General features: G+C 46.4%; 21 protein-coding genes. 18 read left to right on the top strand and 3 right to left on the bottom strand.

Going from position 1 to position 26,176, the window contains the following annotated elements:
• Positions 1 to 16: 16 nt before the first annotated feature.
• Entirely contained in the window at positions 17 to 1,291 is a 1,275-nt protein-coding gene (locus tag H171_RS16800; protein ID WP_100306166.1) for an L-cysteine desulfidase family protein, read from the bottom strand.
• A 169-nt stretch (positions 1,292 to 1,460) separates the two neighbouring features.
• Between H171_RS16800 and H171_RS16795 the strand changes: the two genes are divergently transcribed.
• The 3 genes from H171_RS16795 to H171_RS16785 all read left to right on the top strand — a co-directional run bounded on the left by H171_RS16795 (position 1,461) and on the right by H171_RS16785 (position 4,773).
• Entirely contained in the window at positions 1,461 to 2,384 is a 924-nt protein-coding gene (locus H171_RS16795; protein WP_100306165.1) for a LysR family transcriptional regulator, read from the top strand.
• 71 nt (positions 2,385 to 2,455) lie between these two features.
• A complete protein-coding gene (locus tag H171_RS16790) occupies positions 2,456 to 3,436 on the top strand; it encodes a Gfo/Idh/MocA family protein (protein ID WP_100306164.1) in 981 nt (326 codons plus the stop codon).
• 14 nt (positions 3,437 to 3,450) lie between these two features.
• Entirely contained in the window at positions 3,451 to 4,773 is a 1,323-nt protein-coding gene (locus H171_RS16785; RefSeq protein ID WP_100306163.1) for an MATE family efflux transporter, read from the top strand.
• A gap of 22 nt (positions 4,774 to 4,795) precedes the next feature.
• Here the strand turns inward: H171_RS16785 and H171_RS16780 are convergent, their stop codons facing one another.
• Entirely contained in the window at positions 4,796 to 5,329 is a 534-nt protein-coding gene (locus tag H171_RS16780; RefSeq protein WP_100306162.1) for a glucan-binding protein, read from the bottom strand.
• A gap of 221 nt (positions 5,330 to 5,550) precedes the next feature.
• Here H171_RS16780 and clpB point away from each other — a divergent pair, with 221 nt between their 5' ends.
• Complete coding sequence (clpB, locus tag H171_RS16770; RefSeq protein WP_100306160.1) at positions 5,551 to 8,139, top strand: ATP-dependent chaperone ClpB; 2,589 nt, start codon at positions 5,551 to 5,553, stop codon at positions 8,137 to 8,139.
• 78 nt (positions 8,140 to 8,217) lie between these two features.
• On the opposite strand, the gene H171_RS16765 is transcribed toward clpB, so the two are convergent.
• Positions 8,218 to 9,222: an asparaginase gene (locus H171_RS16765; protein ID WP_100306159.1), complete on the bottom strand. Its 1,005-nt coding sequence runs from the start codon at positions 9,220 to 9,222 to the stop codon at positions 8,218 to 8,220.
• Positions 9,223 to 9,386: 164 nt separating this feature from the next.
• Here H171_RS16765 and H171_RS16760 point away from each other — a divergent pair, with 164 nt between their 5' ends.
• From H171_RS16760 to H171_RS16695, 14 genes are all read left to right on the top strand, one after another.
• Entirely contained in the window at positions 9,387 to 9,566 is a 180-nt protein-coding gene (locus H171_RS16760; protein WP_025231206.1) for a DUF4250 domain-containing protein, read from the top strand.
• A 120-nt stretch (positions 9,567 to 9,686) separates the two neighbouring features.
• Complete coding sequence (gene cls, locus H171_RS16755; protein WP_100306158.1) at positions 9,687 to 11,198, top strand: cardiolipin synthase; 1,512 nt, start codon at positions 9,687 to 9,689, stop codon at positions 11,196 to 11,198.
• 44 nt (positions 11,199 to 11,242) lie between these two features.
• Positions 11,243 to 11,713: a putative ABC transporter permease gene (locus H171_RS16750; RefSeq protein ID WP_100306157.1), complete on the top strand. Its 471-nt coding sequence runs from the start codon at positions 11,243 to 11,245 to the stop codon at positions 11,711 to 11,713.
• A gap of 54 nt (positions 11,714 to 11,767) precedes the next feature.
• Positions 11,768 to 12,529, top strand: a complete 762-nt coding sequence (locus tag H171_RS16745) for a lysophospholipid acyltransferase family protein (protein WP_100306156.1) — start codon at positions 11,768 to 11,770, stop codon at positions 12,527 to 12,529.
• Between the two features lie 36 nt (positions 12,530 to 12,565).
• Positions 12,566 to 13,702: a prephenate dehydratase gene (gene pheA / locus H171_RS16740; protein WP_100306155.1), complete on the top strand. Its 1,137-nt coding sequence runs from the start codon at positions 12,566 to 12,568 to the stop codon at positions 13,700 to 13,702.
• A gap of 123 nt (positions 13,703 to 13,825) precedes the next feature.
• Positions 13,826 to 15,130: an ATP-binding protein gene (locus H171_RS16735; protein WP_100306154.1), complete on the top strand. Its 1,305-nt coding sequence runs from the start codon at positions 13,826 to 13,828 to the stop codon at positions 15,128 to 15,130.
• A 37-nt stretch (positions 15,131 to 15,167) separates the two neighbouring features.
• The gene (locus tag H171_RS16730) at positions 15,168 to 16,736 is read left to right on the top strand and encodes a Ppx/GppA phosphatase family protein (protein ID WP_100306153.1); all 1,569 of its coding nucleotides are present in this window, start codon (positions 15,168 to 15,170) and stop codon (positions 16,734 to 16,736) included.
• Complete coding sequence (locus tag H171_RS16725) at positions 16,736 to 18,877, top strand: RNA degradosome polyphosphate kinase (RefSeq protein ID WP_100306152.1); 2,142 nt, start codon at positions 16,736 to 16,738, stop codon at positions 18,875 to 18,877. Before H171_RS16730 ends, H171_RS16725 begins: the two co-directional genes overlap by 1 nt.
• 151 nt (positions 18,878 to 19,028) lie before the next feature.
• Positions 19,029 to 19,736 (top strand): response regulator transcription factor, encoded by a 708-nt coding sequence (locus tag H171_RS16720; RefSeq protein WP_100306151.1) that lies wholly within the window; start codon positions 19,029 to 19,031, stop codon positions 19,734 to 19,736.
• Positions 19,726 to 20,862, top strand: a complete 1,137-nt coding sequence (locus H171_RS16715) for a sensor histidine kinase (RefSeq protein WP_100306150.1) — start codon at positions 19,726 to 19,728, stop codon at positions 20,860 to 20,862. Before H171_RS16720 ends, H171_RS16715 begins: the two co-directional genes overlap by 11 nt.
• A 6-nt stretch (positions 20,863 to 20,868) precedes the next feature.
• A complete protein-coding gene (locus tag H171_RS16710) occupies positions 20,869 to 23,358 on the top strand; it encodes a hypothetical protein (protein ID WP_100306149.1) in 2,490 nt (829 codons plus the stop codon).
• Complete coding sequence (locus tag H171_RS16705) at positions 23,358 to 24,320, top strand: ABC transporter ATP-binding protein (protein ID WP_025231217.1); 963 nt, start codon at positions 23,358 to 23,360, stop codon at positions 24,318 to 24,320. Before H171_RS16710 ends, H171_RS16705 begins: the two co-directional genes overlap by 1 nt.
• Positions 24,298 to 25,212 carry an ABC transporter permease gene (locus tag H171_RS16700; RefSeq protein WP_100306148.1) on the top strand — a complete coding sequence of 305 codons (915 nt, stop codon included), beginning with the start codon at positions 24,298 to 24,300 and terminating at the stop codon, positions 25,210 to 25,212. Before H171_RS16705 ends, H171_RS16700 begins: the two co-directional genes overlap by 23 nt.
• A gap of 12 nt (positions 25,213 to 25,224) precedes the next feature.
• Positions 25,225 to 26,052 (top strand): deoxyribonuclease IV, encoded by an 828-nt coding sequence (locus tag H171_RS16695; RefSeq protein WP_100306147.1) that lies wholly within the window; start codon positions 25,225 to 25,227, stop codon positions 26,050 to 26,052.
• Positions 26,053 to 26,176 lie beyond the last annotated feature (124 nt).

The following is a 26,176-nucleotide window of genomic DNA, read 5'->3' as shown; positions in this document are numbered from 1 at the left end:
TGCTGTCTTTTCTATGTTATACCCCTATCATCATCTGTATAATTTCCTTGTTGGTTTCCCTCATTCCTTCTCTTCCAAGTCTTCCAACATTTCTAAGGGTAGCCTCCACGCCTTTGGTGACGATTCCGTCGCCGTCAAAGAATTGCTGTCCCTGCATGTACATATTGTAACCTAGAATTCCGGCTTCTATGGAAGAAGCGATCTTTGCTGCGCAGGAGGATTTTGCCCCATCGCATACGATACCGGAGACAATGGCGAGCGCATTGACGATGGTATGGATGACTTCCTCATAGCCACCTCCGCAGAGATAGGCAATTCCGGCTCCAGCCCCGGCTCCTGCATTGACGGCTCCGCAATAAGCGGATAATCTGCCGATGGGGGTTTTCTGGTGAATGGCGGCCAGATTGGATAAGGCTAAAGCACGGTACAATTTCTCTTCGCTGACCTTTAAGGCCTTTGCATATACGATAACAGGTACGGAAACGGTGATCCCCTGATTTCCGCTTCCGGAATTGATAACGACCGGCAGTCCGCAGCCATTCATTCTGGCATCAGAACCTGCAGCCGCCATGGCCTTTGCCCTGACGGATAAGTCATCTCCGGAATTTTTAAGGAGTACCTTGCCGATATTGGCTCCATAGCTTTCCTTAAGCCCCTCTTCGGCAATGGCCCAGTTGTAACGGATCTGGCGGTCCAGGATTTCCTGTATGTCAGAGATATCCACGGAATTGATAAAGTCCCAGATATCCTCCATATTGAGTAAATTCCGGTCGGTCAGCGTCTCTTCTTCTAAAGCTGTTTCTTTTTTCTTTTGTATGGTCCCATCCGTTTCAATGAGTACGATGTTGGTGTGGTAACCCGCAATGCGTACCCTGCTATAGGACGATCCCTTATGCAGAGTAACAAGAATGTCAAAATTAATCCCCTGATCCAGATGCTCTACCGTGATCTCTCGTTCCTTCATAAATTCTCTCATCTGTATCATCTGCTCTGGCGAGACCTCTGCTATGACCTCCAGCTCTCTTTCCGGATTCCCTGCCACAATCCCTGCCGCAACAGCCGCAGGAATGCCTTTTAAATGGCCTGTGTTGGGGACGATCACGGATTTCACATTCTTAATAATGCTTCCACTGGCTGCCACCACCACTTTATCAGGCATTTGTCCCAGTGCTTTTCTGGCTACTGCGGCAGCATAAGCCAGGGCGATCGGTTCGGTACAGCCCATAGCGGGAAGAAGTTCTTCCTTTAGTATCTGCACATAGGCGCGGTATTTATTACATTCCCTTTCCATATGAACATTAATTCCTTTCTGAGAGTATCATAATTTTTCGTAAACTGCCTGTCAATAATCATTGATTTCTAATCAGTTATAATGTACCATATAAAAGTGTGAATGTAAAATTTAACGTTTTTAAGATAACGTTTAATATTTTTAAATTATAAAGGGGAGGAATTTTAAGATGGAGCTTCGGGAAATAAAGACGTTTTTAGAGGTGGCAAACAGGAAAAGTTTTTGCAGGGCGGCTGAAAAGCTTGGTTATTCCCAGGCTGCTGTCACCGTGCAGATCAAACAGCTGGAACGGGAATTAAATGTGCATTTGTTTGACCGGATCGGGAAGCAGACGACCCTGACTCATGAGGGAGAAACATTTTATGAATATGCGGCTGATGTGGTGAAGAACTTAACCCATGTAAAAAATATTTTATCCGTATCCTCGGAGCTTACCGGAAGGCTGGTGATCGGGACCATAGAGTCCATCTGTTCTACCTTGTTTCCGTCCCTCATTCAGGAATTTCACCGCCTTTATCCCTTAGTCAACGTGAGCATTGTTGTGGACTCCCCTGATGCGCTTCTTACCATGATGAACAATAATACCATTGATCTGGTGTATTTCCTTGATAAGCGCATGTATGATTCAAAATGGGTGAAAGTGATGGAAAAGCCTGAAAACATTATTTTTGCCGCTTCAAAGAACCATCCTTTTGGAATGGAAACAGGTCTAACCATTGATCAGGTCATTTCACAGCCAATGATCCTTACGGAAAAGGATGCCAGCTACCGGCTTATGCTGGAGCAGTACCTTGCTGCTTATGGAAAAAAGGTTCATCCCTTTCTGGAGATCGGCAATACAGAATTCATCATCAAGCTTCTCCGCAGCAGCGCAGGGATCTCTTTTCTTCCGGAGTTCACTATTTGCAGGGATATAAAGGAAGGAACCTTAATGCCTCTTAACATGAAGGATTTTCACTTTCAATCCTGGAGACAGATGGTGTATCACAGGGATAAATGGATAAGCAGAGAGATGAAAGCATTTATTGAACTGGTTCAAAGGATGGAGCAGGAGTGCAAAGGGTCAGCCCCTCTGGACAATCCAAAAGAATAATTGTACAGACTCTTTACATGTGCTATACTGAACAGGAAAATATATGAAATAATTGAGCGGAGGTTTAAGACATGGAAGCGTTAAAAATCGGAATCATGGGAACAGGTAGGATCGCATCGGTACTGGCAAATACAATGCTTCAGATGCCGCAGGTAGTTCTGTTGGGAGCAGCCTCAAGAAGCCTGGAAAAAGCGGAGGAATTTGCGGCACGTTTTTCCATTGAAAGGGCTTACGGCTCTTACGAGGAACTTGTGAAAGACCCGGATATTCAGCTGATCTACATTGCAACACCTCATTCTGAGCATTGCAGTAATGCGAAGCTGTGCCTGGAAAACGGAAAGCATGTTCTCTGTGAAAAGGCCTTTGCCGCCAACTATGCTCAGGCCAAGGAGATGACCGATCTGGCGGAGGAAAAAAATCTTATGATAACGGAAGCCATGTGGGTACGTTACATGCCTATGGCTAAAACCCTGAAAGAGGTTTTAAACTCAGGTGTTATCGGAGAGCCTATGACCCTTACGGCAAATCTCTGTTATCTGGTTTCTGACAAGCCGCGCCTTATAAAGCCGGAGCTTGCAGGGGGGGCCCTTCTAGATGTTGGAGTGTACACTCTTAATTTCGCTTCCATTGTTTTTGGTGATGAGATTACAGATATCCAGTCCAGTGTGATTAAGACAGACAGCGGAGTGGACGCCCAGAACAGCATAACCCTATGCTATCCTGGAGGAAAGATGGCAATTTTAAACAGTTCCCTGCGGGTGCTCTCTGACCGTATGGGAGTCATATATGGAACAAAGGGATACCTTGTAGTTGAGAATGTCAATAATTTTGAGTCTATCCGGGTTTATGATGCCAATAGGGAGCTGCTTGAAACTCACATCAGGCCGGAACAGATATCAGGATATGAATACCAGATTGAAGCCAGCGGGGAAGCCATTAGAAATGGCTGGACAGAGTGTCCCCAGATGCCTCATAAGGCAACCCTGGACGTTATGAAGGTCATGGATGAGCTAAGAAAACAGTGGGGAATCCGTTACCCGTTTGAGGCATAATAAGAGGAAGCTTAATGTTTACTAGAAAAGATTTGATAAAGCTGCTGGCCCCTTTGATCGTGGAACAGATATTGATCGTTTTAGTAGGAATGGTGAATGTCATGATGGCGGCGGCAGTGGGAGAGGCATCTGTTTCCGGAGTTTCTCTGGTGGAATCCATCAACATTCTGATCATTCAGATGCTGTCGGCACTAGCTACCGGAGGGGCTGTCATATCGTCCCAGTATCTTGGGAAAAAGCAGTCAGAGAATGCCTGCAAGGCAGCGGGGCAGCTCATTGGAGTCACGACTGTTCTGTCAGTGCTTGTTACCCTTATTGCACTGGCAGGCAGGGGAGGCCTTTTAAAAGCCATTTTCGGCAGTGTGGATGAGTCAGTCATGAACGCCGCCGTGGTTTATTTCTGGATCACGGCCCTGTCCTATCCCTTTGTGGCAGTCTATAATTCCTGTGCGGCCTTATTCCGATCCATGGGAAACTCCAAGGCTTCCATGGCAGTTTCCCTTGTGATAAATACCGTGAATGTTGGTGGAAATGCAGTCTGTATATACGGCCTTCATATGGGAGTGACCGGCCTGGCATGGCCTACCCTGTTTTGCCGGGTGGCCGCTGCGGTAGTGATGCTTTTCATGATTCAAAGTCCTGGCAATGTTGTAAGGATCAACCGTCTGGAGGATCTTAAGCCAGACATTCCGATGATTAAGAAGATACTGTCCATTGGTATTCCAAACGGCCTTGAAAACGGCATGTTCCAGTTTGGTAAGCTTGCGCTGCAAAGCCTGGTTTCTTCCCTGGGAACGGCGGCGCTTGCCAGCTACGCAGTGGCCTCCAACCTGGTGACCCTGCTGTATCTGCCGGGCAATGCCATAGGCCTGGGTCTGATCACCATTGTTGGACAATGTGTGGGAGCGGGAGAGAAAAAGGAGGCAAAGCGCTATACCAGACTTTTGGTTGGCGCTAATTACGGGATCCTTCTTTTGTTGTGTACGGTCATGGTTGTATTTTCAGACCAGCTTGCTTCTGTCTACAACCTTTCGGGGGAGGCTGCAAAAATATCCGTCCGGATGGTGGTGGTCCACAGCTATGCGATGATCGTATGGCCTTTGGCCTTTACCATTCCTTATGCCCTGAGAGCTTCTATGGATGCCAAATTTACCATGGTGGTGTCCATATTCTCCATGTGGCTGTTCCGGATCGCTTTTGCTTATCTCTTCGTACGTGTGATGAATACAGGCGTCATGGGTGTATGGTATGGAATGTTTATTGACTGGATTTTCCGTGCGGTTTTATTTAGCTGGAGATTCCGGGGAATAGAAAAAAGAGCGGTGTCTGTTTCTTAAGCAGCACTGCTCTTTTCTTTGTTTACCTGACTTCATTCATGCGTCCGTTTGCATCCACATAGGAACCGTCAACAAACTGGTTTACAGCCATAAGACCGAGTAGACCGTTGGATTTCGGGTTAAAATAGTACCAGAAGCCATCGATTTTATGCCAACCGGTTACCATGATTCCAATCTGGTTTGTGTAGAACCAGCCGCAAAGATCTGAGTCATAAACCCAGCCGGTTACCATAGCGCCTTCCTCTTTTCCCTGATTGGGATTAAAATAATACCAGTTGTCATTGATGAAACGCCAGCTGGTTGCCATGTACCCATTGTCCATGAAATAATAGGAATGGCTTTGGTATTCCGCCCATTTACCGGCTGGATAGGCGGAATTCCATTGATTAAAAAAACGCCAGCCAACCTCATCCTTTATCCAGGCACCGGACAGATATATGGATTCATCCTTTGTGTGGGCAAAGCTGTTAAAGGGGACTATGGCTATAAAAAGAAACAGGGAAACAGCAGCGGCTGCTCCATGGAGCATTAACCCGCGGCGGGAAATATTTTTCATTAAGGTGCCACCTCCTGAATGTAAGGGATAAGAATCACTGCTTTGATTATAGAGGAAGGTCCTGGAAAAAACAATGCAGGGTTTGAAACTGTAAGATTTTCGTTGGAATTCTGTTGGAATCCGGAAAAAAATATCTTGACACAGGAAACACTATTTGTTATATTACATATAGAACAAATAAAGCAATGCTTTTACATAACGGAGAAAAAGGAGGAGCTATTATGAACATCAATAAATTTACGCAAAAGTCGATGGAAGCCGTCCAGAATTGCGAAAAGCTTGCATATGAATATGGAAATCAGCAGATCGAGCAGGAACATATGCTGTGCAGCCTTCTTACCATTGAAGACAGCCTGATTTTGAAACTCATTACCAAGATGAATATACAAAAAGAGCAATTCTTAAATGAAACGGCTCAGGCAATAGAAAAACTTCCCAAGGTCAGGGGAGGACAGATTTACATCAGCAATGATTTAAATAAGGTCTTAATAAACGCCGAGGATGAAGCAAAGGCCATGGGAGATGAATACGTTTCTGTTGAGCATTTATTCTTAGCCATGTTAAAGCAGCCCTCCAAAGCGGTAAAGGAACTGTTTCGGAGTTATGGCATAACCAAGGAAAACTTTTTACAGGCCCTTTCCACAGTAAGAGGTAACCAGCGTGTAGTCAATGACAACCCGGAGGCAACCTATGATACCCTTACCAAATACGGCTATGATATGGTGGAGCGGGCCAGGGACCAGAAGCTGGATCCGGTCATCGGCAGGGACAGCGAGATCCGGAATGTGGTGCGGATCCTTTCCAGAAAGACGAAGAACAATCCGGTTTTGATCGGTGAGCCTGGAGTCGGTAAGACTGCAGTAGTAGAAGGTCTGGCTCAAAGGATTGTCCGGGGCGATATACCGGAGGGATTAAAGGACAAAAAGCTGTTTGCCCTTGACATGGGAGCATTGCTGGCAGGAGCCAAGTACCGTGGGGAATTTGAGGAACGTTTAAAGGCAGTTCTTGATGAAGTGAAGAAAAGCGATGGCCAGATCATTCTGTTTATTGATGAGCTTCATACCATTGTAGGAGCAGGTAAGACAGAAGGTTCCATGGACGCGGGCAATATGTTAAAGCCTATGCTGGCCAGAGGCGAGCTTCACTGCATCGGAGCCACCACCCTTGATGAATACCGCCAGTATATTGAAAAGGATCAGGCCTTGGAGCGGAGGTTCCAGCCGGTCATGGTCGACGAACCTACGGTGGAAGATACCATTTCCATATTAAGAGGACTGAAAGAGCGGTATGAGGTCTATCATGGGGTAAAGATTACAGACTCTGCCCTGGTATCGGCGGCCGCTTTGTCTGACCGCTATATCAGCGAACGTTTTCTGCCGGATAAGGCCATTGATTTAGTGGATGAAGCCTGTGCCATGATAAAGACAGAGCTGGACTCCATGCCGGCTGAGCTTGATGAGCTTTCCAGGCGAATTATGCAGATGGAGATTGAAGAGGCTGCCCTAAAGAAGGAAACCGACCGTTTAAGCCAGGACCGACTTGCAGAGCTTCAGAAGGAATTAGCGGAGCTTCATGATGAGTTTGCTTCCCAGAAGGCCCAGTGGGAAAATGAAAAGTCATCCGTAGAACGGTTATCCGCCCTGCGGGAAGAAATTGAGAATATGAACCGGGAGATCCAGGCTGCGCAGCAAAAGTATGATTTAAACCGCGCGGCAGAGTTACAATACGGAAAACTTCCCCAGCTTCAGAAGGAATTGGCGGAAGAGGAAGAGCGGGTGAGAAACCAGGATATGAGCCTGGTTCATGAGAGTGTAACAGAAGATGAGATTTCAAGAATCGTATCCAAGTGGACAGGAATTCCGGTGGCCAGGCTGACGGAAGGGGAAAGGAATAAAACCCTCCACCTTGATAAGGAGCTTCATAAGAGGGTCATCGGCCAGGATGAGGCAGTCATAAAGGTAACCGAAGCCATCATCCGTTCCAAGGCAGGGATCAAGGATCCTACCAAACCCATTGGCTCCTTCCTGTTTTTAGGACCTACGGGCGTTGGAAAGACCGAGCTTGCCAAGGCCTTGGCGGAAGATCTGTTTGACGATGAAAATAACATTGTCAGAATCGATATGAGCGAATACATGGAGAAGCATTCCGTATCCAGACTGATCGGTGCACCTCCAGGATATGTGGGCTACGATGAGGGCGGCCAGCTGACAGAGGCAGTCAGGAGAAAGCCTTATTCTGTAGTGCTCTTTGATGAGGTGGAAAAGGCTCACCCTGATGTATTTAATGTACTGCTTCAGGTTCTTGACGATGGACGGATCACAGATTCTTCCGGAAAAACCGTTGACTTTAAAAACACCATCATTATAATGACCTCTAATATCGGCTCCCAGTATCTGTTAACGGGTATAGATGAAGCCGGAAGAATCCGGGAGGATGCGGAGGCAATGGTGATGAATGATTTAAGGAACCACTTCCGTCCGGAATTCTTAAACCGTCTTGATGAAATAATCCTGTTCAAGCCTCTTGAAAAGGAAAATATTGCAGGAATTGTTGACCTGCTTCTTGCGGACTTAAACAAACGGATTGAAGATCGGGAATTAAAAATTGAATTGACTGACCAGGCAAAAGAGTTTGTGGTGGAGCAGGGCTATGATCCGGTTTACGGAGCCCGTCCCCTAAAGCGGTACCTGCAAAAGCATGTGGAAACTTTAGCGGCCAGGATCATTCTTGGGGATGAGGTCCGGGCAGGAAATGCAATCGTGATCGACGTGTCGGAGGACGGGCGGAAGCTGATTGCTTATCTGGAATAAAGGAAAAAAACCTAACGCCTATTTTAAGGGGCGCTGCAAAAGGGATGATCGCTCATCTCCTTTGCAGCGCCCGTATTTTTATGCCTGCCAAAGAATATCTCTGTTAATGGTACGGTAAAATAACTCCCGTATTTCATTTTCGCTGCTGGTCTGTCCCAGAATCCACATGAGCTTTGTCACTGTGGCTTCCAGAGTCATATCATAGGCTTCCAAAAGTCCCAGCTCCTTTTTTATGGAATGTCCGACTTCGTACACGGACATGTCGCTTCCCTCATTGGTCACTTGGGTGGCCATGACCACGGTTTTTCCAAGATTGATCCACTTTTTAACGGCCTTATAAAAATCACCGGTATCATAGGAGGGAAGGCCGCCGACACCAAAGGATTCTATGATCACTGCATCATAGTGCTCTGCCATAAAATCCAGAACATCTGATCCCATGGAAGGAATCAGTTTCATTAATGCCACATGAGGATTCAGCTTTTGGAAAAACTGTACCTGCCTGGGACAGGAAGCCTTATCATCGACATAAAACAGGACATGTCCATCCTGGATCGCCGCAATATAAGGAAAGTTAATGCTGGAGAAAGCATTGTAGCTTTTGGTACGCTCCTTTTTCCCTCTGGTGCCTGCGATCACCTTGCCGTCAAAAGCAATGGTAACCCCATGGGCCTTAGGCTCGCTGGCAAATCGGAGACTGTCTGATAAATTCGTGCGGGCATCGGTATTTTCCATGTCAATAGGCCTCTGGGCACCGGTGATGACAATGGGCTTTTCCGAATTCTGTACCAGGTAGGAAAGGGCTGAGGCTGTATAAGCCATAGTGTCCGTGCCATGGCAGATGACAAAACCATCGTAATCCCTATAATGGGTTTCAATAGCCTCTGCCATGGTAAGCCAATGGCTTGGCTGCATATTGGTGCTGTCTATGTTGAGTATCTGCAGGCTGTCCGCCTGACAGAATTCTGATGCTTCCGGAACATAGGAAAGGATTTCGTCTGTAGTGAGGAGAGGCTTTAAGCCATTGTCACTTCGTTTACAGGCGATGGTGCCACCTGTTCCAAGCATTAGTATTTTTTTCATACCGTATACCTCCTAAAGGATTTCAAATTTGATTGTAGCACTGATTTCTCCATTCGTACAGGGATACTTTGCCATGAATATTCTGCAACTCCCATTTTGAATGATTCACAATTGGGAATAATTATGATAGAATAAATATATTAACAGAATAGGAGGAGGAAAAAATGTTTAATATACCTAAAGATCCGGTGATGCTACTAAGCTATGTCAATACTCAGTTAAGAGATTATTATCCTTCTCTTGAGGAATGCTGCCATAGTCTTGGGATCCAGGAGAATGACCTGACCCTTTCTCTGGCTGCGATTGATTATCATTATAACAGGGAGAGAAATCAGTTTGTATAAAAGGGTCATCGCAACAGCGGTGGTCCTTTTCTGCAATTAAATATCCCATAGAAAGCTATGAGGTATGCCTCATTGCCCGCATAAAGCGGATCGTGACCGCTTAGACAGGAGGGATTTATTATGGAAACGATTTTTTTACAGGCAGTTGAAATTTGGAACTGGCTGATTGATCATCTGATTTATATCAACCTGATTCTGTCAATTATCATCGTATTTTTCCAGCGTCGTGATCCCAAAGCAGTCTGGACCTGGCTCCTGGCCCTGTATTTTGTTCCCGTATTCGGTATTCTTGTTTATCTGCTTTTGGGCCAGGATATGCGAAAGGGCAAGCTGTTTAGGATTAAGGAAGTGGAAGACCGGGTGCGTTATTCCGCAAAAAATCAGGAAGAATTTTTAAAAAGCCATGATATCAGCCTGGTATCCTCTTTGTCCCGTGACTATGAGGATCTGGTGATGTATAATCTGGAGACTTCCGGATCTGTGCTGACCGTTGACAACACGGTTGAGATTTTTACGGACGGTGAGGAAAAATTTAAAGACTTGAGAATGGAGCTTTCCAATGCGGCCCATTTTATTCACTTGCAGTATTATATTATAAAGGACGATGAAGTGTTTGACTCCATAATTCCCATCCTCATAGAGCGGGCCAGAGCAGGAGTTGAAGTGCGCATTCTCTGTGACGGTATGGGGGGGCGTTTCATGCGTAAGGACAAATGGAAACAGCTTAAGGAAAACGGGGTAAAGGTAGGAATCTTTTTCCCGCCCATACTTGGCAGGCTTCAGCTTCGTGTAAACTACAGAAACCACAGAAAGATCGTGGTCATTGACAACAGGATCGGATATGTGGGAGGCTTTAACATCGGCCGGGAATATATTTCCAAGGATACCAGGTTCGGTTATTGGAGAGACACCCATTTAAAGCTCCAGGGAGGGTCTGTGCTAAGCCTTCAGATCCGCTTTGCACTGGATTGGAATTATGCGGCAGGAGAAAACCTGTTCCGGAATATGAAATATTTTTGTGAAGATGAAGACGGAAGCTGTCTGGATTTCCTTGGTGTGGTTGACATAAATGATGAGAGGAAACATCTTGGAATCCAGATCATTGCAAGCGGTCCGGATGCAAGGAGCCGCCAGATCCGGGATAATTATATCCGGCTCTTTTCAAAGGCCAGGGATCATATCTACATCCAGACACCTTATTTTGTGCCTGATGATGCCGTGCTTACCGCTTTGCAGGTAGCTGCCCGTTCCGGTGTAGATGTAAGGCTGATGATCCCCTGTAAGCCGGATCACCCCTTTGTTTACTGGGCTTCCTATTCCTATGTGGGGGATCTAATATCTGCCGGGGCAAGGTGCTATACCTATGAAAACGGGTTTCTCCATTCCAAGGGGGTCATGACCGACGGAAAGGTCAGTTCTTATGGTACTGCCAATATGGATATCCGAAGCTTTGAGTTGAATTTTGAAGTAAATGCGGTAATTTACGACGAGGAGACGACCCTCAGGCTGGAAGCTCTGTTCCTGGAGGATCTTAAGGTGTGCAAAGAGATCACAAGAGAGGTATATGAGGAGAGAAGTCTTTTCATCCGGATCAAGGAACAGGGGAGCAGATTGTTGTCTCCTCTTTTATAGAATTCTTTAACAGAAGAACATAATATCCCAATAACCGGCGCATAATGAAGGGTATGAAAACACTATCACAATTAAACTTAAAACAACTGCCACTTAATTTCTGCAAATGCGGGGTGACAGGTTGGTGCCTGGAGGTTATCTTTACCTCCACGGAATCCATTTTGCGCCAAGACTGGCGGCTTATGGGGCAGACGTCCCTTTTAATGTTTCCTATTTATGGCTGCGGAGCACTTTTAGGTCCCATTGGTGATCTTATTGACCGGTGGGTGAATCCCGGTTCTGGATTTACGGCAAAGAGAGCGGATCTTGCTATCCGCCATGGATTTCTTTACATGGTTCTCATTTTTGTGGCGGAATATTTTGCCGGCTCCCTTTTGCGGGGCAGAGGGATGTGTCCGTGGGATTATACGGGACGAAACTCCAACATAGACGGACTGATCCGTCTGGACTTTGCACCACTGTGGTTTGCCACAGGACTGTTGTTTGAACAAATTACAAAAAAGAAAGGCGGGTAGTATTGTAATTAAAGTCACCATTTTATATAATAGATGAAATGGAGGGCTAGACCAATGATACGTTTTATTCTTGTAGCAGCAACAGTCATCATATTTTTGATTTTAAGCATTCCGGTCATAATTTTTGAATGGCTGACCGGTAAAAAGGACCGCCGCCAGCGGGATATCCAGAGCCTGGCGGTGGTCCAATGGATTTTCCGGATCATTCTTCATATGGCAGGCGTGAGCATCACGGTTAAGGGAAAGGAGAATATACCTGAAGACCAGGCCGTTTTGTACGTTGGAAATCACAGGAGCTATTTTGATATTCTTGTAGGTTATGTGACGGTTCCCGGCCTTATGGGATTTGTGGCAAAAAAAGAAATGGAGAAGATCCCTCTGCTTTCCACCTGGATGAAGTATGTAAATTGTCTGTTTCTGGACAGGAAGAATTTAAAAGAGGGCTTAAAGACCATTCTCACGGGAATCGATCAGGTAAAACGGGGCGTTTCCGTCTGGATCTTCCCGGAAGGTACCAGGAACCGGGAGGAGAGTCCCTTAGACCTCATTCCTTTTAAGGAAGGAAGCCTTAAAATCGCGGAAAAAAGCGGCTGCCCGGTAGTACCGGTTGCAATTACCGGAACTGCGGAAGTGTTTGAACGGCAATTTCCCCGCATGCTTCCCTCTCAGGTGACGATTGAATTTGGCAAGCCCCTTTATACAAAGGAGTTGGAACCGGAGTTTCGGAAATTCCCAGGCGCTTATGTAGAGAATCAGATAAAGGCCATGCTGGAAGCAGAGCTGAAAAGCCAGGGGAAGATTTCTGACAGGGCTTAAGCACACATCAGATAAGAAAAAGGAATGATAAGACCCATGAAAACATTGGATTTACAGGAAATCAGAAAACAGCTTGACGGGATTGACCGTGAGATTGTATCGTTGTTTGAAAAGCGGATGGCGCTTAGTGGCCAGGTGGCCGAATATAAGATTGAAACAGGTAAGCAGGTTTATGACAAGGAAAGGGAGGAGCAGAAGATCGAGGCCGTGACCGGTATGGTGGAAGATGAATTCCATAAACAGGCGGTAAGGGAGCTGTTCACCCAGATGATGACGATCAGCCGCCATTTCCAGTACAAGCTTATGGCGGAACACGGATTAAAGGCGGAATATGATTTCAGTCCGGTAAAGAGCCTTCCTGTCAATCAGGCACGGGTGGTGTATCAGGGAGTGGAAGGAGCCTACACCCACGAGGCGGCACTAAAATATTTTGGAGCCAATGCAGATATATACCATGTGGACTCCTGGGAAGATGCCATGAAAGAGGTGGAGGCAGGTGCGGCAGATTATGCGGTTCTGCCCATTGAGAATTCCTCTGCAGGGGCTGTCACCCATAATTATGACTTACTTATAAAATACCACAATTACATTGTGGCGGAAACCTTCCTTTCCGTGGACCATGCGCTGCTTGGACTTGCGGAGGCTAAGGAGGATGACATCCAGACGGTGTTTTCCCACCCCCAGGCCCTTATGCAATGCTCTGAATTTTTAAATGCCAACAGGAACTGGAGGCAGATCAGCGTGGAGAATACTGCCGTAGCCGCCAAGAAGGTCTTTGAGGAGGGCGATCCGGCCCAGGCGGCGGTGGCCAGTGAGATCGCAGGGAAAATTTACGGTCTGAAGGTTTTAAAATCTTCCGTCAACCATAATAAAAACAATACGACCCGGTTCATCATCCTGTCAAGGAATCCGGTATACCGGGAGGATGCAGGGAAAATAAGCATAAGCTTTGAACTGCCCCATAAGAGCGGTTCTCTTTATAATATGCTTAGCAATTTTATCTATAACGGGGTCAACATGATGATGATCGAGTCCAGGCCCATCCTTGGAAGAAACTGGGAATACCGTTTTTTCATAGATATTGAGGGGAATTTAAGTGATGCCTCCATTCAGAATGCTTTAAAGGGAATCTCTGAAGAGGGAAGCAATATGAGGGTTTTGGGAAATTATTAGAGGCTGTGTGGCTTATTATTTTACAGAAGGAAAAAGGTTGAAAGAACAACATCTTTCAACCTTGAATTTATGAATCAACTGGATATGCCCGCATATCTGCCTGATTCATTTAGGAGGCAAATTATGAAATCCCAGGAATTGATTTTATACCGTAATCTGAATCATCGTGAACTTTTTGACAAGATCGCCGGGCTTTTGAGCCTGGAAACGGGGTCGGAAAGAGAAACAATGCCGGATTCCTATGCCTGCGCCAGTCAGCTCATTGAGCTGGCGGCTTCCTATGGCTTTGAGGGGAATCTCTGGCATTGTTTTTTAGCATTCTGCCTTGCGAACAATGAAAATGCCTATAGTACCTCCTGTGAGATCGTAGGCCCCATCGAAGGGACTTTAAATGAACTTGCTGCTCATGATTTCCGGGTCATAAAGGAATTGTTTGATCATGACATCCGAAAACTGGACCGTTTAAATCACGGGGAGGGGATATGGACCGCCCTTTCCCATTACCAGACGGCGGACGGCAGCAGCAAGATCTATAATAAGAGGATCAGGGACCAGATCGTTGCACTGGCCGTAGCCCTAGAAGAAGCTGAGGATGAGACTGTTTTTGCTTCTGAGATAACAGAGTTTTACCGCAGGTTCGGAGTAGGGAAGTTCGGCCTTAACAAAGCCTTCCGCATCGAGGAGGCAGTCGGCGAGCCTCAGATCCTTCCTATCACCAGCATTGAACATGTCCATTTAGACGACATCATCGGCTACCAGCTCCAAAAGCAGAAGCTGATCGAAAATACGGAGGCTTTCTTAAACGGGCGGGCTGCCAATAACGTCCTGCTGTTCGGTGACAGCGGAACCGGAAAATCCTCCAGCATTAAAGCCGTGCTCAATGAATATTATGACAGAGGCCTTCGGATCATTGAGGTCTATAAGCATCAATTCAAATCCCTTTCAAAGGTCCAGGAACAGGTAAAGGACCGGAATTACAAATTTATTATTTACATGGATGACTTATCCTTTGAGGATTCTGAGTTGGAGTATAAGTATTTAAAGGCGATCATTGAAGGCGGCCTTGGGAAAAAGCCGAGTAATGTGCTGATCTATGCCACTTCCAACCGAAGGCATCTCATACGGGAAAAATTCAGTGATAAAAGGGAACTGGATGATGATTTACATAATAATGACACCGTCCAGGAAAAACTTTCCCTGGTGGCCCGCTTTGGTGTGACCATCTACTACGGCTCGCCGGACAGAAGAGAATTCCAGGAGATCGTAGGGGCGCTGGCCGCCCGCAGCGATATCAACATGTCTCTGGAAGAATTGTATGCAAAAGCAAATATATGGGAACTGAACCACGGAGGCTTATCAGGCAGAACGGCAAGCCAGTTTATTACACACCTTTTGGGAACAGCTGAAAAGAAAGACTTGGATATTTAAAAAGCTGCCTGACAAATGGGCAGTAAGGAGGAAAGGTATGGCAATACGATTATTTGCCGCCATAGATGTGGGATCGTTTGAACTGGAGCTTGGTATCTATGAGATTTCTGCTAAGACAGGAATCCGGAAGGTGGACCATGTCCGTCATGTCATTGCCCTTGGAAGGGACACCTATAATGATGGAAAGATCAGCTATGAGCTGGTGGAGGAGATGTGTCAGGTCATTAAGGACTTTGCGGATATCATGCAGTCCTATAAGGTGATCGGGTACCGGGCCTATGCCACTAGTGCCCTGCGGGAAGCCAAGAACAGCCGGATCGTACTGGATCAGATCCGGGTGAGGACCGGTATTGAAGTGCGGGTCATCAGCAACTCCGAGCAGCGATTTATTAGTTATAAGGCCATCGCCTCAAAGGATGCGGAATTCCATAAGATCATACAAAAAGGCACAGCCATTGTGGATGTGGGCTTTGGAAGCATGCAGGTTTCCCTCTTTGACAGGGATGCCTTGGTTTCCACCCATAACCTGATGTTAGGCGTCTTAAGAATCCGTGAAATGATGGGGACCGTACAAGTCGATAACCAGATGCAGAATACCCTGATCGAGGAAATGGTGGATAATGAATTATATACATTCCGCAAGGTTTACTTAAAGGACAGGGAGATCAAAAATTTGATCGGGATAGGAGAAAGCATCCTTTATCTGTCCCGGGGCAGCCGCGGCGGGAAGCCTGTGGAGCGGGTCACTGCAGAGGAATTTGCATTTTTTTATGAAAAGATTGTGGAAATGTCCTTAGACCAGATCCAGGAACGGTTCGGAGTTAATTCGGAATACGCAACCCTCCTGGTTCCGGCGGCCATCATCTTTAAACGAGTTCTGGAACTGACCAAGGCGGAGCTCTTTTGGATTCCGGGAATCCGCTTATGCGACAGCATTGCCGCTGAGTTTGCAGAGGAGACAAAGGCGGTGAAATTCAACCATGATTTTTCCGAGGACATTCTTGCGGCTTCCCGCAATATGGCAAAACGCTATAAATGCCATGGCCCACATACGGTGAATATGGAAAAATACGTGGTAGATATCTTTGACAGCATGAAGAAGTACCACGGAATGGGAAAGAGGGAACGGCTACTTTTGCAGATCGCCGCCATCCTTCACGCCTGCGGAAAATTTATCAGCATGAGAAACCCCAGCGAATCCGCCTACCATATCATTATGTCAACAGAGATCATCGGTCTGTCCCATATGGAGCGGGAGATCGTGGCCAATGCGGTCCGCTACAACGGGGTGGAATTTGATTATAACCGGATCCACCTAAGCGAAGAGGTGTTCCGGAATACAAAGGGAGAATTTCCTCATAAGGACAGCATCATACTTGTGGGAAAGCTGACCGCTATTTTAAGGCTTGCCAATTCCCTGGACCGCAGCCACAAGCAGAAGCTGTCAGATATCCATATGAGCGTAAAGAACGGACAGCTGGTGGTGACCGCCTCTTATGAAGGTGATATCACCCTGGAATCCATGGCATTCCGGCAGAAAGCAGATTTTTTTGAAGAAATATTCGGAATAAGGCCCATATTAAAACAGAAGAGGAGGTTATCCTGATGACAGGCGCCGATGAAATATACAACAATCCTGAAAATTATGTAAACCGGGAACTGAGCTGGATCGAATTCAATTACCGCGTGCTAAGTGAAGCGAGAGATAAAAGCCTACCTCTTTTTGAACGGCTGAAATTTTTAAGCATCACAGCCTCAAACCTGGATGAATTCTATATGGTCCGGGTGGCTTCCTTAAAGGATATGGTCCATGCCAAATATACAAAGCCGGATATTGCAGGCTTAAAACCGCCGGAACAGCTTGAAAAGATCAGCGTGCGGACCCATGAGCTGGTTGCTTTGCAGTATTCTACCTACAACCGTTCCCTTCTGCCCACATTAAAGCAGAATGGACTCCGGGTGGTTCAGGGCCATGAGGATCTAAGCGAAAAAGAGGGAAGCTATGCGGACAGCTATTTTGAGAGGAACGTATATCCAGTGCTCACTCCCATGGCTGTGGATTCTTCCAGGCCATTTCCGCTGGTCCGAAACAAATCCTTAAACATTGCGGCTCTCCTGCAGAAAAAGAGCGGGGAAGAGGAACTGGAATTTGCCATGGTCCAGGTGCCAAGCGTTCTTCCAAGAATTGTGGAGCTTCCCACCGGGAAAAAGGATGAACGGGCGGTCATTTTGCTGGAACAGATCATTGAACGGAATATCGGCAGCCTGTTTTTAAATTACAACGTCATTACCGCCCATCCCTTCCGCATCATGAGAAATGCGGATCTCACCATTGACGAGGAAGAAGCGGAGGACCTTCTGGAGGAAATCCAGAAACAGCTTAAGAAACGGCAATGGGGCGAGGCCATACGTCTGGAAGTGGAAGAGAAGATGGATAAACGCCTGTTAAAAATACTGAAACGGGAGTTAAGCATCAGCTCTGCCGACATCTTTGAGATCGCAGGCCCTCTGGATCTGACCTTTCTCATGAAGATGTACGGAATGAAAGGCTTTAACCATCTAAAGGCAGTTCCCTACATTCCCCAGCAGGTTCCAAGGCTTATGAACGAGGACGACATATTTACCAACATCCGCGGAGGCGACATTTTGCTTCATCATCCTTATGAGACCTTTGACCCTGTGGTAAATTTTGTAAAAACCGCTGCCAGTGACCCTGAGGTCCTGGCGATCAAGCAGACCCTTTACAGGGTCAGCGGAAATTCCCCCATCATTGCCGCTTTGGCAGAGGCCGCTGACAATGGAAAACAGGTATCGGTGCTGGTGGAACTAAAGGCCCGCTTTGATGAGGAAAATAATATTAACTGGGCGAAAAAGCTGGAAAAATCCGGCTGTCATGTCATCTATGGACTGGTAGGTTTAAAGACTCACAGCAAGATTACGCTGGTGGTGCGCAGAGAAGAGGATGGCATCCGCCGTTATGTTCATTTAGGTACCGGAAACTACAACGATTCCACAGCAAAGCTTTATACGGATCTTGGCCTCATGACCTGCAACCCTCAGATCGGGGAAGATGCCACCGCTGTATTTAACATGCTGTCAGGCTATTCCGAGCCGCTTCACTGGAATAAGCTGGTGATGGCTCCCATCTGGCTGCGGGCCAGATTTTTAAGGCTGATCCGCAGGGAGACGAAAAATGCAGAAAACGGGAAAACGGCCCATATCATGGCCAAGATGAACTCCCTTTGCGATAAGGAAATCATAGCGGCCCTTTATGAGGCCTCCTGCGCGGGAGTGAAGATTGAACTGATCGTCCGCGGAATATGCAGCTTAAAGGCAGGAGTTCCAGGCTTAAGTGAAACTATCACGGTCCATTCCATTGTTGGAAATTTCCTGGAGCATGCCCGGATCTTTTATTTTGAAAATGACAACAGTCCGGAGCTTTATATGGGAAGCGCCGACTGGATGCCCAGAAACTTAGACCGAAGGGTGGAGATCATGTTCCCCGTAGAAGATGAAATGCTGCAGGAGCAGGTCATCCATCTACTTAAGGTTCAATTCCAGGATAATGTGAAGGCCCATATCTTAAAAGCCGACGGAACCTATGAGAAACCTGATAAAAGGGGCAGAGTCCTGGTCAACAGCCAGGAGCTGTTCTGTGAAGAGGCCATCCAGAATGTGAAAGCGGAGCTTGGAAAGTCTGATCCGGTAGGCAGCCGGGTGTTTATTCCTACGGAAAGTCAGGGGTGAGCCAATGGAAGAGAGCCCCATAGTTACCGAATTATAGCTTTTTTGTAAGAAAATAGTAAGGCAAAGATACCTTTCTTGTGGTAAAATGGATGCAGGATTTTTCTCATAAAAAGAGAAAAGCCGCTTACATAACGACAAGGGAGGTATTTTCATGTCCGAGACAATAAGCATTTTGGTTGTGGATGATGAGAAAGAGATTGCAGACCTGGTGGAAATCTATCTGGTCAGTGATGGCTATAAAGTATATAAAGCAGATAATGCGGAAGAAGGACTGGAAGTTCTGGAAAAGAACCAGATCCATCTGGTACTTTTAGACATCATGATGCCAGGAATGGATGGCCTGCAAATGTGCAAGAAAATACGGGAGACCAATAACATTCCTATCATCATGCTCAGCGCCAAGTCCACGGATCTGGACAAAATACTGGGACTTGGAACCGGGGCTGATGACTACGTGACAAAGCCCTTTAACCCTCTGGAGCTGACGGCACGGGTAAAATCCCAGCTTCGCCGTTATACCCAGTTAAACCCCAACAGCGCGGTAAATGAAGCTGCTAAGAATGAAATCGCAATAAGAGGACTGACCATTAACAAGGATAACCATAAGGTGACTGTTTATGGGGAAGAGATCAAACTCACCCCCATTGAGTTTGACATCCTTTACTTACTGGCCTCTAACCCCGGAAGAGTGTTCAGCACCGATGAGATTTTTGAAAAAGTGTGGAATGAAAAGGTTTATGAGGCAAATAACACAGTTATGGTACATATCAGACGGCTGCGGGGAAAGATGAAAGAGGATACCAGACAGAACAAGATCATCACCACTGTTTGGGGGGTAGGATACAAAATTGAAAAGTGATCTTAACCGCCGTTTTCATACCCGGGTCATTGCCAATATTTTTTACAGTGCAGTGGTCACGGTCCTGATCGAGATATTTCTGGTGACCAATGTATCTTTGGTAGCCTCCTACATGAGAAACACCCAAAAGGACAATGCATTTGTTGAGATGCTCACATCCTTTGATGTGGTAGTGATCCTGATTTACGTAATTTTCGGGATCGGAATATTCACGGTCACCTTTCTCCTTCTCCAGGAAAAGTCCATGCGTTACATCAGCCGGATTTCTGATGCCATGCAGAGCATTTCCGAGGGAGATTTAAATATTACGGTAGACATTGAGGGGGATGATGAATTCTCTGTCATGGCTGCTAGTCTAAATAAGATGGTGGAAGATTTAAGAGGCCTCATGGATAAGGAACGGGAAGCGGAGCGTACCAAGAACGAGCTGATTACCAATATAGCTCATGACTTAAGAACCCCCTTAACCTCCATCATCGGGTATCTTGAGCTATTGTCCGGAGAAACAAAGCTTGATCCGGAGGTCCAGAAAAAGTACATAGGGATTGCATACGTAAAGACAAAGCGGCTGGAAAAGCTGATTGAGGACTTATTCGGATTTACAAAGCTGAACTATGGGAAGATCTCCATGAACGTAGCCAAGGTGGACGTGGTGAAGCTCTTAAGTCAGCTTTTGGAAGAATTTTATCCCAGTTTTGTGGATAAGAACCTATCTTATGAGCTTCAAAGCAATGTTCCTGCCCAGATGATCTCGGCGGATGGCAACCTTCTGGCCCGTCTGTTTGACAATCTGATCAACAATGCCATCAAATACGGAGCGGATGGAAAGCGCATCCTGGTAAAGGTCCATGGCAGCGAAGAACTGGTTACCATACAGGTGATCAATTACGGTTACGTAATTCCGGAGGAAGAGCTGCCTCTTATCTTCAATAAGTTTTACCGCGTGGAACAGTCACGGTCTACCAATACGGGAGGAACGGGGCTGGGGCTTGCCATTGCAAAGAATATTGTGGATATGCATGGCGGAACCATCCATGTGACCAGTGATCTATCCGGAACGGTATTTACGATTAAACTGCAGGTGGATTTTGATATTAATAAAGAGAACTTTGGAAAGATAGGGTGACAAAGAATGAAATTCAGAAAGATATCCCTGATTTGTGCCATGGTTGTCACCATAGCAGGCAGCGTAACGCTGCCTGCTTTCGGTATGGCAAATGAAACACCGGCCGGAATGAATGCAGGGAATTCCTTTGCAGACGGAAATTATGCGGCTTCGAATTCCGGGGTTTCCATGGATGTTTCCTATGGATATGAGGGAAATGCAAAAAGCGGACGTTACGTACCGGTTAATTTTTCATTAAAAAACCAGCTGGATTCCGAATTTCAGGGAACGGTCCAGGCGATTGCCATGGAGTCGGATTATGATATTTACCAATACGAGTACCCGGTTTCCTTAAAGGCCTTTGAAGCTTCGGAGGAATCCTTGGATATTCCGGTGGGAAGGGCAGATGTTCTTTATGTGAAGCTTCTGGACTCCCAGGGAAAAGAACTGATCCGGAAACGCTTAAAAATGAATGTCACGGCAGATATTGCAGAACTGTTTGTTGGGGTTTTATCCGATGAACCGGATACTCTGTCCTATATGGAGGGGGTGGGAGTGAATTACAGCTCTGTCAGGATCAAGACCTTTGAGATGGAAACAGAAAAGATGCCGGATAATGTCATCGGTCTGGACCTTTTGGATGTGCTGGTCATTACAGATTACGATACAAAAAGGCTGTCCACAGACCAGGTATCTGCAATCTGGGAATGGGTAAAAGGGGGAGGGACTCTTCTTCTGGGAACCGGCAGCCGGGTGGATGATACCCTTTATGCCTTCCGGTCTGATATCCTTGAAGATGATTATGCACCTCCATCGGAAAAATCCGTGGACATGGGAGTGGAATATTCCTCCAATGGTCCAGGAGATTCCTTCATGAATCTGGTTTGTGCAGACGTTTCCTTAAAAGGCGGAACCGGAGTGCTTTCCAATGATGAATTCCCGGTCCTTACTTCTGTATCAAAGGGGAAAGGAAAGGTAGGCGTAGCTGCCTATGACTTTGTGGATATCGCTTCCTTCTGCCAGGTCCAGCGTTCCTATGTAGATAAGCTTTTTACAGCGCTTTTGGGAGAAACCAAGTTAAATGATTTATCCTCCTACCTTTACAGCGGAAATTCCGGCCAGTACTGGTCCGTGCAGAATATGTTAAATACCGGTAATTTAGATAAGCTGCCCAATCTGGTGGTTTATGCCGCAGTGATCCTGGGATATATCGTACTGGTGGGTCCTGGGCTGTACCTGTTTTTGAAAAAGCAGGAGCGGAGAAGGTATTACCGGACCGCGGTTGCAGCGGTTTCCCTGTCTTTTGCAGCAATCGTATATTTAATGGGAGTAGGAACCAGGTTTAAGGATACCTTTTTTACTTATGCAACCATTCTGGATACCACGGAAAACTATGTGGACGAATATACTTATATCAACATGAGGACGCCTTATAACAAGGCATATACCATTGCCCTGGATCCGTCGTACGATCTGCTTCCAATCACCAGAAGCAGTTCCTATGAGATGAAGCCGGTCCCCAGATTCATGGGAAATGAGGACTATAAGGTGAATATATCCTATGGGGAATCGGACACCAGAGTATCGGTCCAGAACGCGGCTGCTTTTACCCCCAAGTATTATTCCTTAAAGAAACGGACTTCCAATACAGAGCATAAGGGCCTTATCGGGGACATCACCCTGTTTGAGGGAAATGTATACGGCACTGTGACCAATGAGTATCCTTTCCAGGTGGAAAAGGTAGGAATCCTGATGTACGGGAAAATGGTGGTCATTGAAGAGTTAAAGCCAGGAGAGACCATGAATCTTAACGGGATTCCTGTCATCAATTATCCCATTAACAATTCCTTCCTGGTATCTGCACGGGTAACGGGAAGCTATCAATATCCCAAAGCGGACATTGAGGATCCAGCTTACATGCTGGCTTTATCGAGAACCAACATCTTAAGCTTTTACCTTGATAAGTATTCCTCATTCTATAATCCGGAGGCCAGGATCGTGGCTTTCAGCAAGGACCAGTCAGCCAGCCAGTTCCTTGCCGGGGGGAATTATGAAACTTTCGGCATGTCCATGTTTACATCTACCATTAATGTAAAGACAAAGAAGAATGGAGAGACCTCCCGGTCTGCCCTTATGAAAACACCTACGGTGGTAAGCGGACAGTATTATGCGGATTCCAACGCCATTTACGGCGTAGACCCGGTGGCTCTGGAGTATTTTCTTGGAAATGATCTGGAGGTGGAAACGCTGACCTTTGAAAACCCCTCTGACGAGTTTTTAAACAGCGAAAGCTTTTACTACACCACCATCTTTAAAGGGAATATTTATTTCTATAACCACGATACAGGTAATTACGATACCATGGACCCTAATAAATCGGTTTATAAAGCCTGGGAGCTGACCCCTTATCTGTCTCCCGGCAACACGTTGACTGTAAAATATGTATGTGACAATACATCTGAGAATAACTGGTATGTGACTCTGCCAATGCTGACTGTGGCAGGAAGGGATAAATAATGTTAGAGATTAAAGATTTACGGAAAAAGTTTGGAAAATTCCATGCCTTAAACGGCCTGGATCTTCGTATCCCCCAGGGATCTCTTTATGGCTTCGTAGGACCTAACGGAGCAGGAAAGACTACCACCATCAAGATCATGACAGGGCTTCTTTTTGCCGACAGCGGCCAGGTGATGATCGATGGCGTGGATGTGTCCGGGGGTCTGGATAAATTAAAGATGAAAATCGGCTATGTGCCGGATTTTTTCGGTGTATATGACAATTTAAAAGTCAACGAATACATGGAGTTTTTTGCTTCCTGCTATGGAATCGACGGGCTTAAGGGCAGAACCCGGTATATGACCCTTTTGGAGCAGGTAGGACTGGAGGATAAGGTGAATTTTTACGTAGACAGCTTATCTAGGGGTATGAAGCAGAGGCTCTGCCTGGCAAGGGCTCTGATCCACGATCCCCTTTTGCTGGTCCTTGATGAACCGACTTCAGGGCTGGACCCACGAACCAGGTTTGAATTTAAGGAGATCCTAAAGGAACTAAAAGAGCAGGGGAAGACCATATTCATCAGTTCCCATGTACTTTCCGAGCTTTCCGAGCTGTGTACGGACATTGGGGTCATTGACCAGGGAAAAATGATCTTAAGCGGCAGCATGGAGGAGATACTGCGCAGGGTCAATGCTACCAACCCTCTGATCATCTCTGTTCTTGGAAATAAGGATAAGGCGCTGACCATCTTAAAAAGCCAGCCCTGTGTCCAGACCATAGCGGTGAAAGACGAAGACATCCGGGTGAATTTCATTGGAGATAACCAGGATGAGGCCCTTCTTTTGCAGCAGCTGGTGGATGCCGAGGTGCTGGTACATGGATTCTACAGGGAGCAGGGAAGTTTAGAATCCCTGTTTATGCAGATTACGGATCATGATAAAGAAAAGGCGGTGCTTGTACATGAAATTGAATCCGGTTTATAAGCGGGAGACGACGGTCAGTTCCAGAAGCTTCCGTCTTGCGCTGATCCTGGCGCTTTTTAATACGATTCTGGCTTTGGTAGTTTTGCTTAATATGTACTCCGTAGTGGAACGGGTAAAGCTGACTGCGGAGATCCAGTATTCTTCATTTACCAATTTGTACATATTCGTGGCTGCAGTGGAATTTGTAATGCTGATGTTCATCATGCCGGCGCTGACCGCAGGAAGCATCAGCGGAGAGAGGGAACGCCAGACTCTTGACCTTCTTCTTACCACGACCTTGAAGCCGTGGGAGATCATATGGGGGAAGTTTACCTCATCCTTTAGCACCATGTTCCTCATGATCATGTCCAGTTTTCCCCTTCTGGCCGTATCCTTTGTATATGGGGGAGTGATGATTTATGATGTAATACTCCTGCTATTTTGCTACCTGGCAGTGGCCCTTCTCTGTGGAAGCATGGGAATCTGTTTTTCTACCCTGTTCAAGCGGTCTACCATCGCCACGGTAGTAAGCTATGGTGTGCTGGTCATCATTGCGGCAGGCACCTATGCGGTCAATGTCTTTGCCCTTTCCATGGCCCGGATGAACATAAGCAACACCTATGCCATGTCCGTGGGAGGTATGGCTGACCAGACCAATTCCGGCGCCTGCTTGTATCTGCTTCTGCTAAATCCGGTGGCTACCTTCTATGCAATGATCAATGTTCAGACAGGGGATAGTCAGGTAGTAAGGAGTTTAAGCAGCTGGTTCGGTCCTCATCCGGATAACTTTATCATGGAAAACTGGGTGATCTTAAGTATTTTTATCCAGCTGGCCCTGGCTGCCATATTCATGTTCATCGCCGTAAAGGCCATCAGTCCGTCTAAAGGAAAAAAGATAAGAAAAATAAAATGACAGGAGGTTTTTATGCTTACCATCGGATGTCACCTGTCTTCCTCAAAAGGCTATTTCGCCATGGGGAAGGAAGCTGAAAAGATTGATGCAAACACCTTTCAGTTCTTTACAAGAAATCCCAGGGGAACAAGGGCCAAAGCCATGAACCCTGATGATGTGAACCGTTTCCTGGCTTTTGCCAGGGAACATGGAATAAACCGGATTCTGGCCCATGCGCCCTACACTTTAAATGCCTGCTCCGCAGATGAAGGGCTTCGTACCCTTGCCAGAGATACCATGAAGGATGATTTAGACCGGATGGAATACACTCCCGGAAACTGCTACAATTTCCATCCGGGAAGCCATGTGGGACAGGGGACAGAAGACGGGATCCGTTATATTTCAGATATGCTGAATCAGGTTCTGACACCGGAGCTTCATACCACCGTCCTTTTAGAGACCATGTCCGGCAAGGGCAGCGAGGTAGGACGGGAATTTGAAGAGTTACGGGAGATCCTGGACCGGGTGGAGCAAAAGGATTATATGGGCATCTGCCTGGATACGTGCCACGTATGGGATGCAGGCTATGATATTGCCGGTGATCTGGACGGAGTCTTAAACCGGTTTGACCGGATTATCGGTCTGGAAAAATTGAAGGCGATCCATTTAAATGACAGTCAGAATCCTCTTGGGGCTCACAAGGACCGTCATGCTAAAATCGGAGAAGGCTTTATCGGTTTTGAGGCTCTGAAGCGGATGACGGTTCACCCGGCTTTAAAGGGCCTTCCTTTTTATCTGGAAACGCCCAATGACCTTTCCGGATACGCAAAAGAAATTTCCATGATGAGAGGAACGGTATAGCCAACCGATTAATGGTGTAGTATAATGAGCGAAAGAGAGTGAAGATGAGTTCACTCATCGGCACGAACGGCGAATGACGATCAAGAACCGCAGGTTCATGATATAATGAGCGAAAGAGAGTGAA

Source organism: [Clostridium] celerecrescens 18A (genome assembly GCF_002797975.1).
Lineage (GTDB): Bacteria > Bacillota > Clostridia > Lachnospirales > Lachnospiraceae > Lacrimispora > Lacrimispora celerecrescens.
Note: the sequence above shows the minus strand (reverse complement) of the source record. Positions and strands in the feature narration are given on the sequence as shown.

Coding starts and splice junctions, on each gene's coding strand:
- H171_RS16800 (WP_100306166.1), bottom strand. CDS start 1,291: ATGGAAAGGGAATGTAATAAATACCGCGCCTATGTGCAGATACTAAAG.
- H171_RS16795 (WP_100306165.1), top strand. CDS start 1,461: ATGGAGCTTCGGGAAATAAAGACGTTTTTAGAGGTGGCAAACAGGAAA.
- H171_RS16790 (WP_100306164.1), top strand. CDS start 2,456: ATGGAAGCGTTAAAAATCGGAATCATGGGAACAGGTAGGATCGCATCG.
- H171_RS16785 (WP_100306163.1), top strand. CDS start 3,451: ATGTTTACTAGAAAAGATTTGATAAAGCTGCTGGCCCCTTTGATCGTG.
- H171_RS16780 (WP_100306162.1), bottom strand. CDS start 5,329: ATGAAAAATATTTCCCGCCGCGGGTTAATGCTCCATGGAGCAGCCGCT.
- clpB (WP_100306160.1), top strand. CDS start 5,551: ATGAACATCAATAAATTTACGCAAAAGTCGATGGAAGCCGTCCAGAAT.
- H171_RS16765 (WP_100306159.1), bottom strand. CDS start 9,222: ATGAAAAAAATACTAATGCTTGGAACAGGTGGCACCATCGCCTGTAAA.
- H171_RS16760 (WP_025231206.1), top strand. CDS start 9,387: ATGTTTAATATACCTAAAGATCCGGTGATGCTACTAAGCTATGTCAAT.
- cls (WP_100306158.1), top strand. CDS start 9,687: ATGGAAACGATTTTTTTACAGGCAGTTGAAATTTGGAACTGGCTGATT.
- H171_RS16750 (WP_100306157.1), top strand. CDS start 11,243: ATGAAGGGTATGAAAACACTATCACAATTAAACTTAAAACAACTGCCA.
- H171_RS16745 (WP_100306156.1), top strand. CDS start 11,768: ATGATACGTTTTATTCTTGTAGCAGCAACAGTCATCATATTTTTGATT.
- pheA (WP_100306155.1), top strand. CDS start 12,566: ATGAAAACATTGGATTTACAGGAAATCAGAAAACAGCTTGACGGGATT.
- H171_RS16735 (WP_100306154.1), top strand. CDS start 13,826: ATGAAATCCCAGGAATTGATTTTATACCGTAATCTGAATCATCGTGAA.
- H171_RS16730 (WP_100306153.1), top strand. CDS start 15,168: ATGGCAATACGATTATTTGCCGCCATAGATGTGGGATCGTTTGAACTG.
- H171_RS16725 (WP_100306152.1), top strand. CDS start 16,736: ATGACAGGCGCCGATGAAATATACAACAATCCTGAAAATTATGTAAAC.
- H171_RS16720 (WP_100306151.1), top strand. CDS start 19,029: ATGTCCGAGACAATAAGCATTTTGGTTGTGGATGATGAGAAAGAGATT.
- H171_RS16710 (WP_100306149.1), top strand. CDS start 20,869: ATGAAATTCAGAAAGATATCCCTGATTTGTGCCATGGTTGTCACCATA.
- H171_RS16705 (WP_025231217.1), top strand. CDS start 23,358: ATGTTAGAGATTAAAGATTTACGGAAAAAGTTTGGAAAATTCCATGCC.
- H171_RS16700 (WP_100306148.1), top strand. CDS start 24,298: ATGAAATTGAATCCGGTTTATAAGCGGGAGACGACGGTCAGTTCCAGA.
- H171_RS16695 (WP_100306147.1), top strand. CDS start 25,225: ATGCTTACCATCGGATGTCACCTGTCTTCCTCAAAAGGCTATTTCGCC.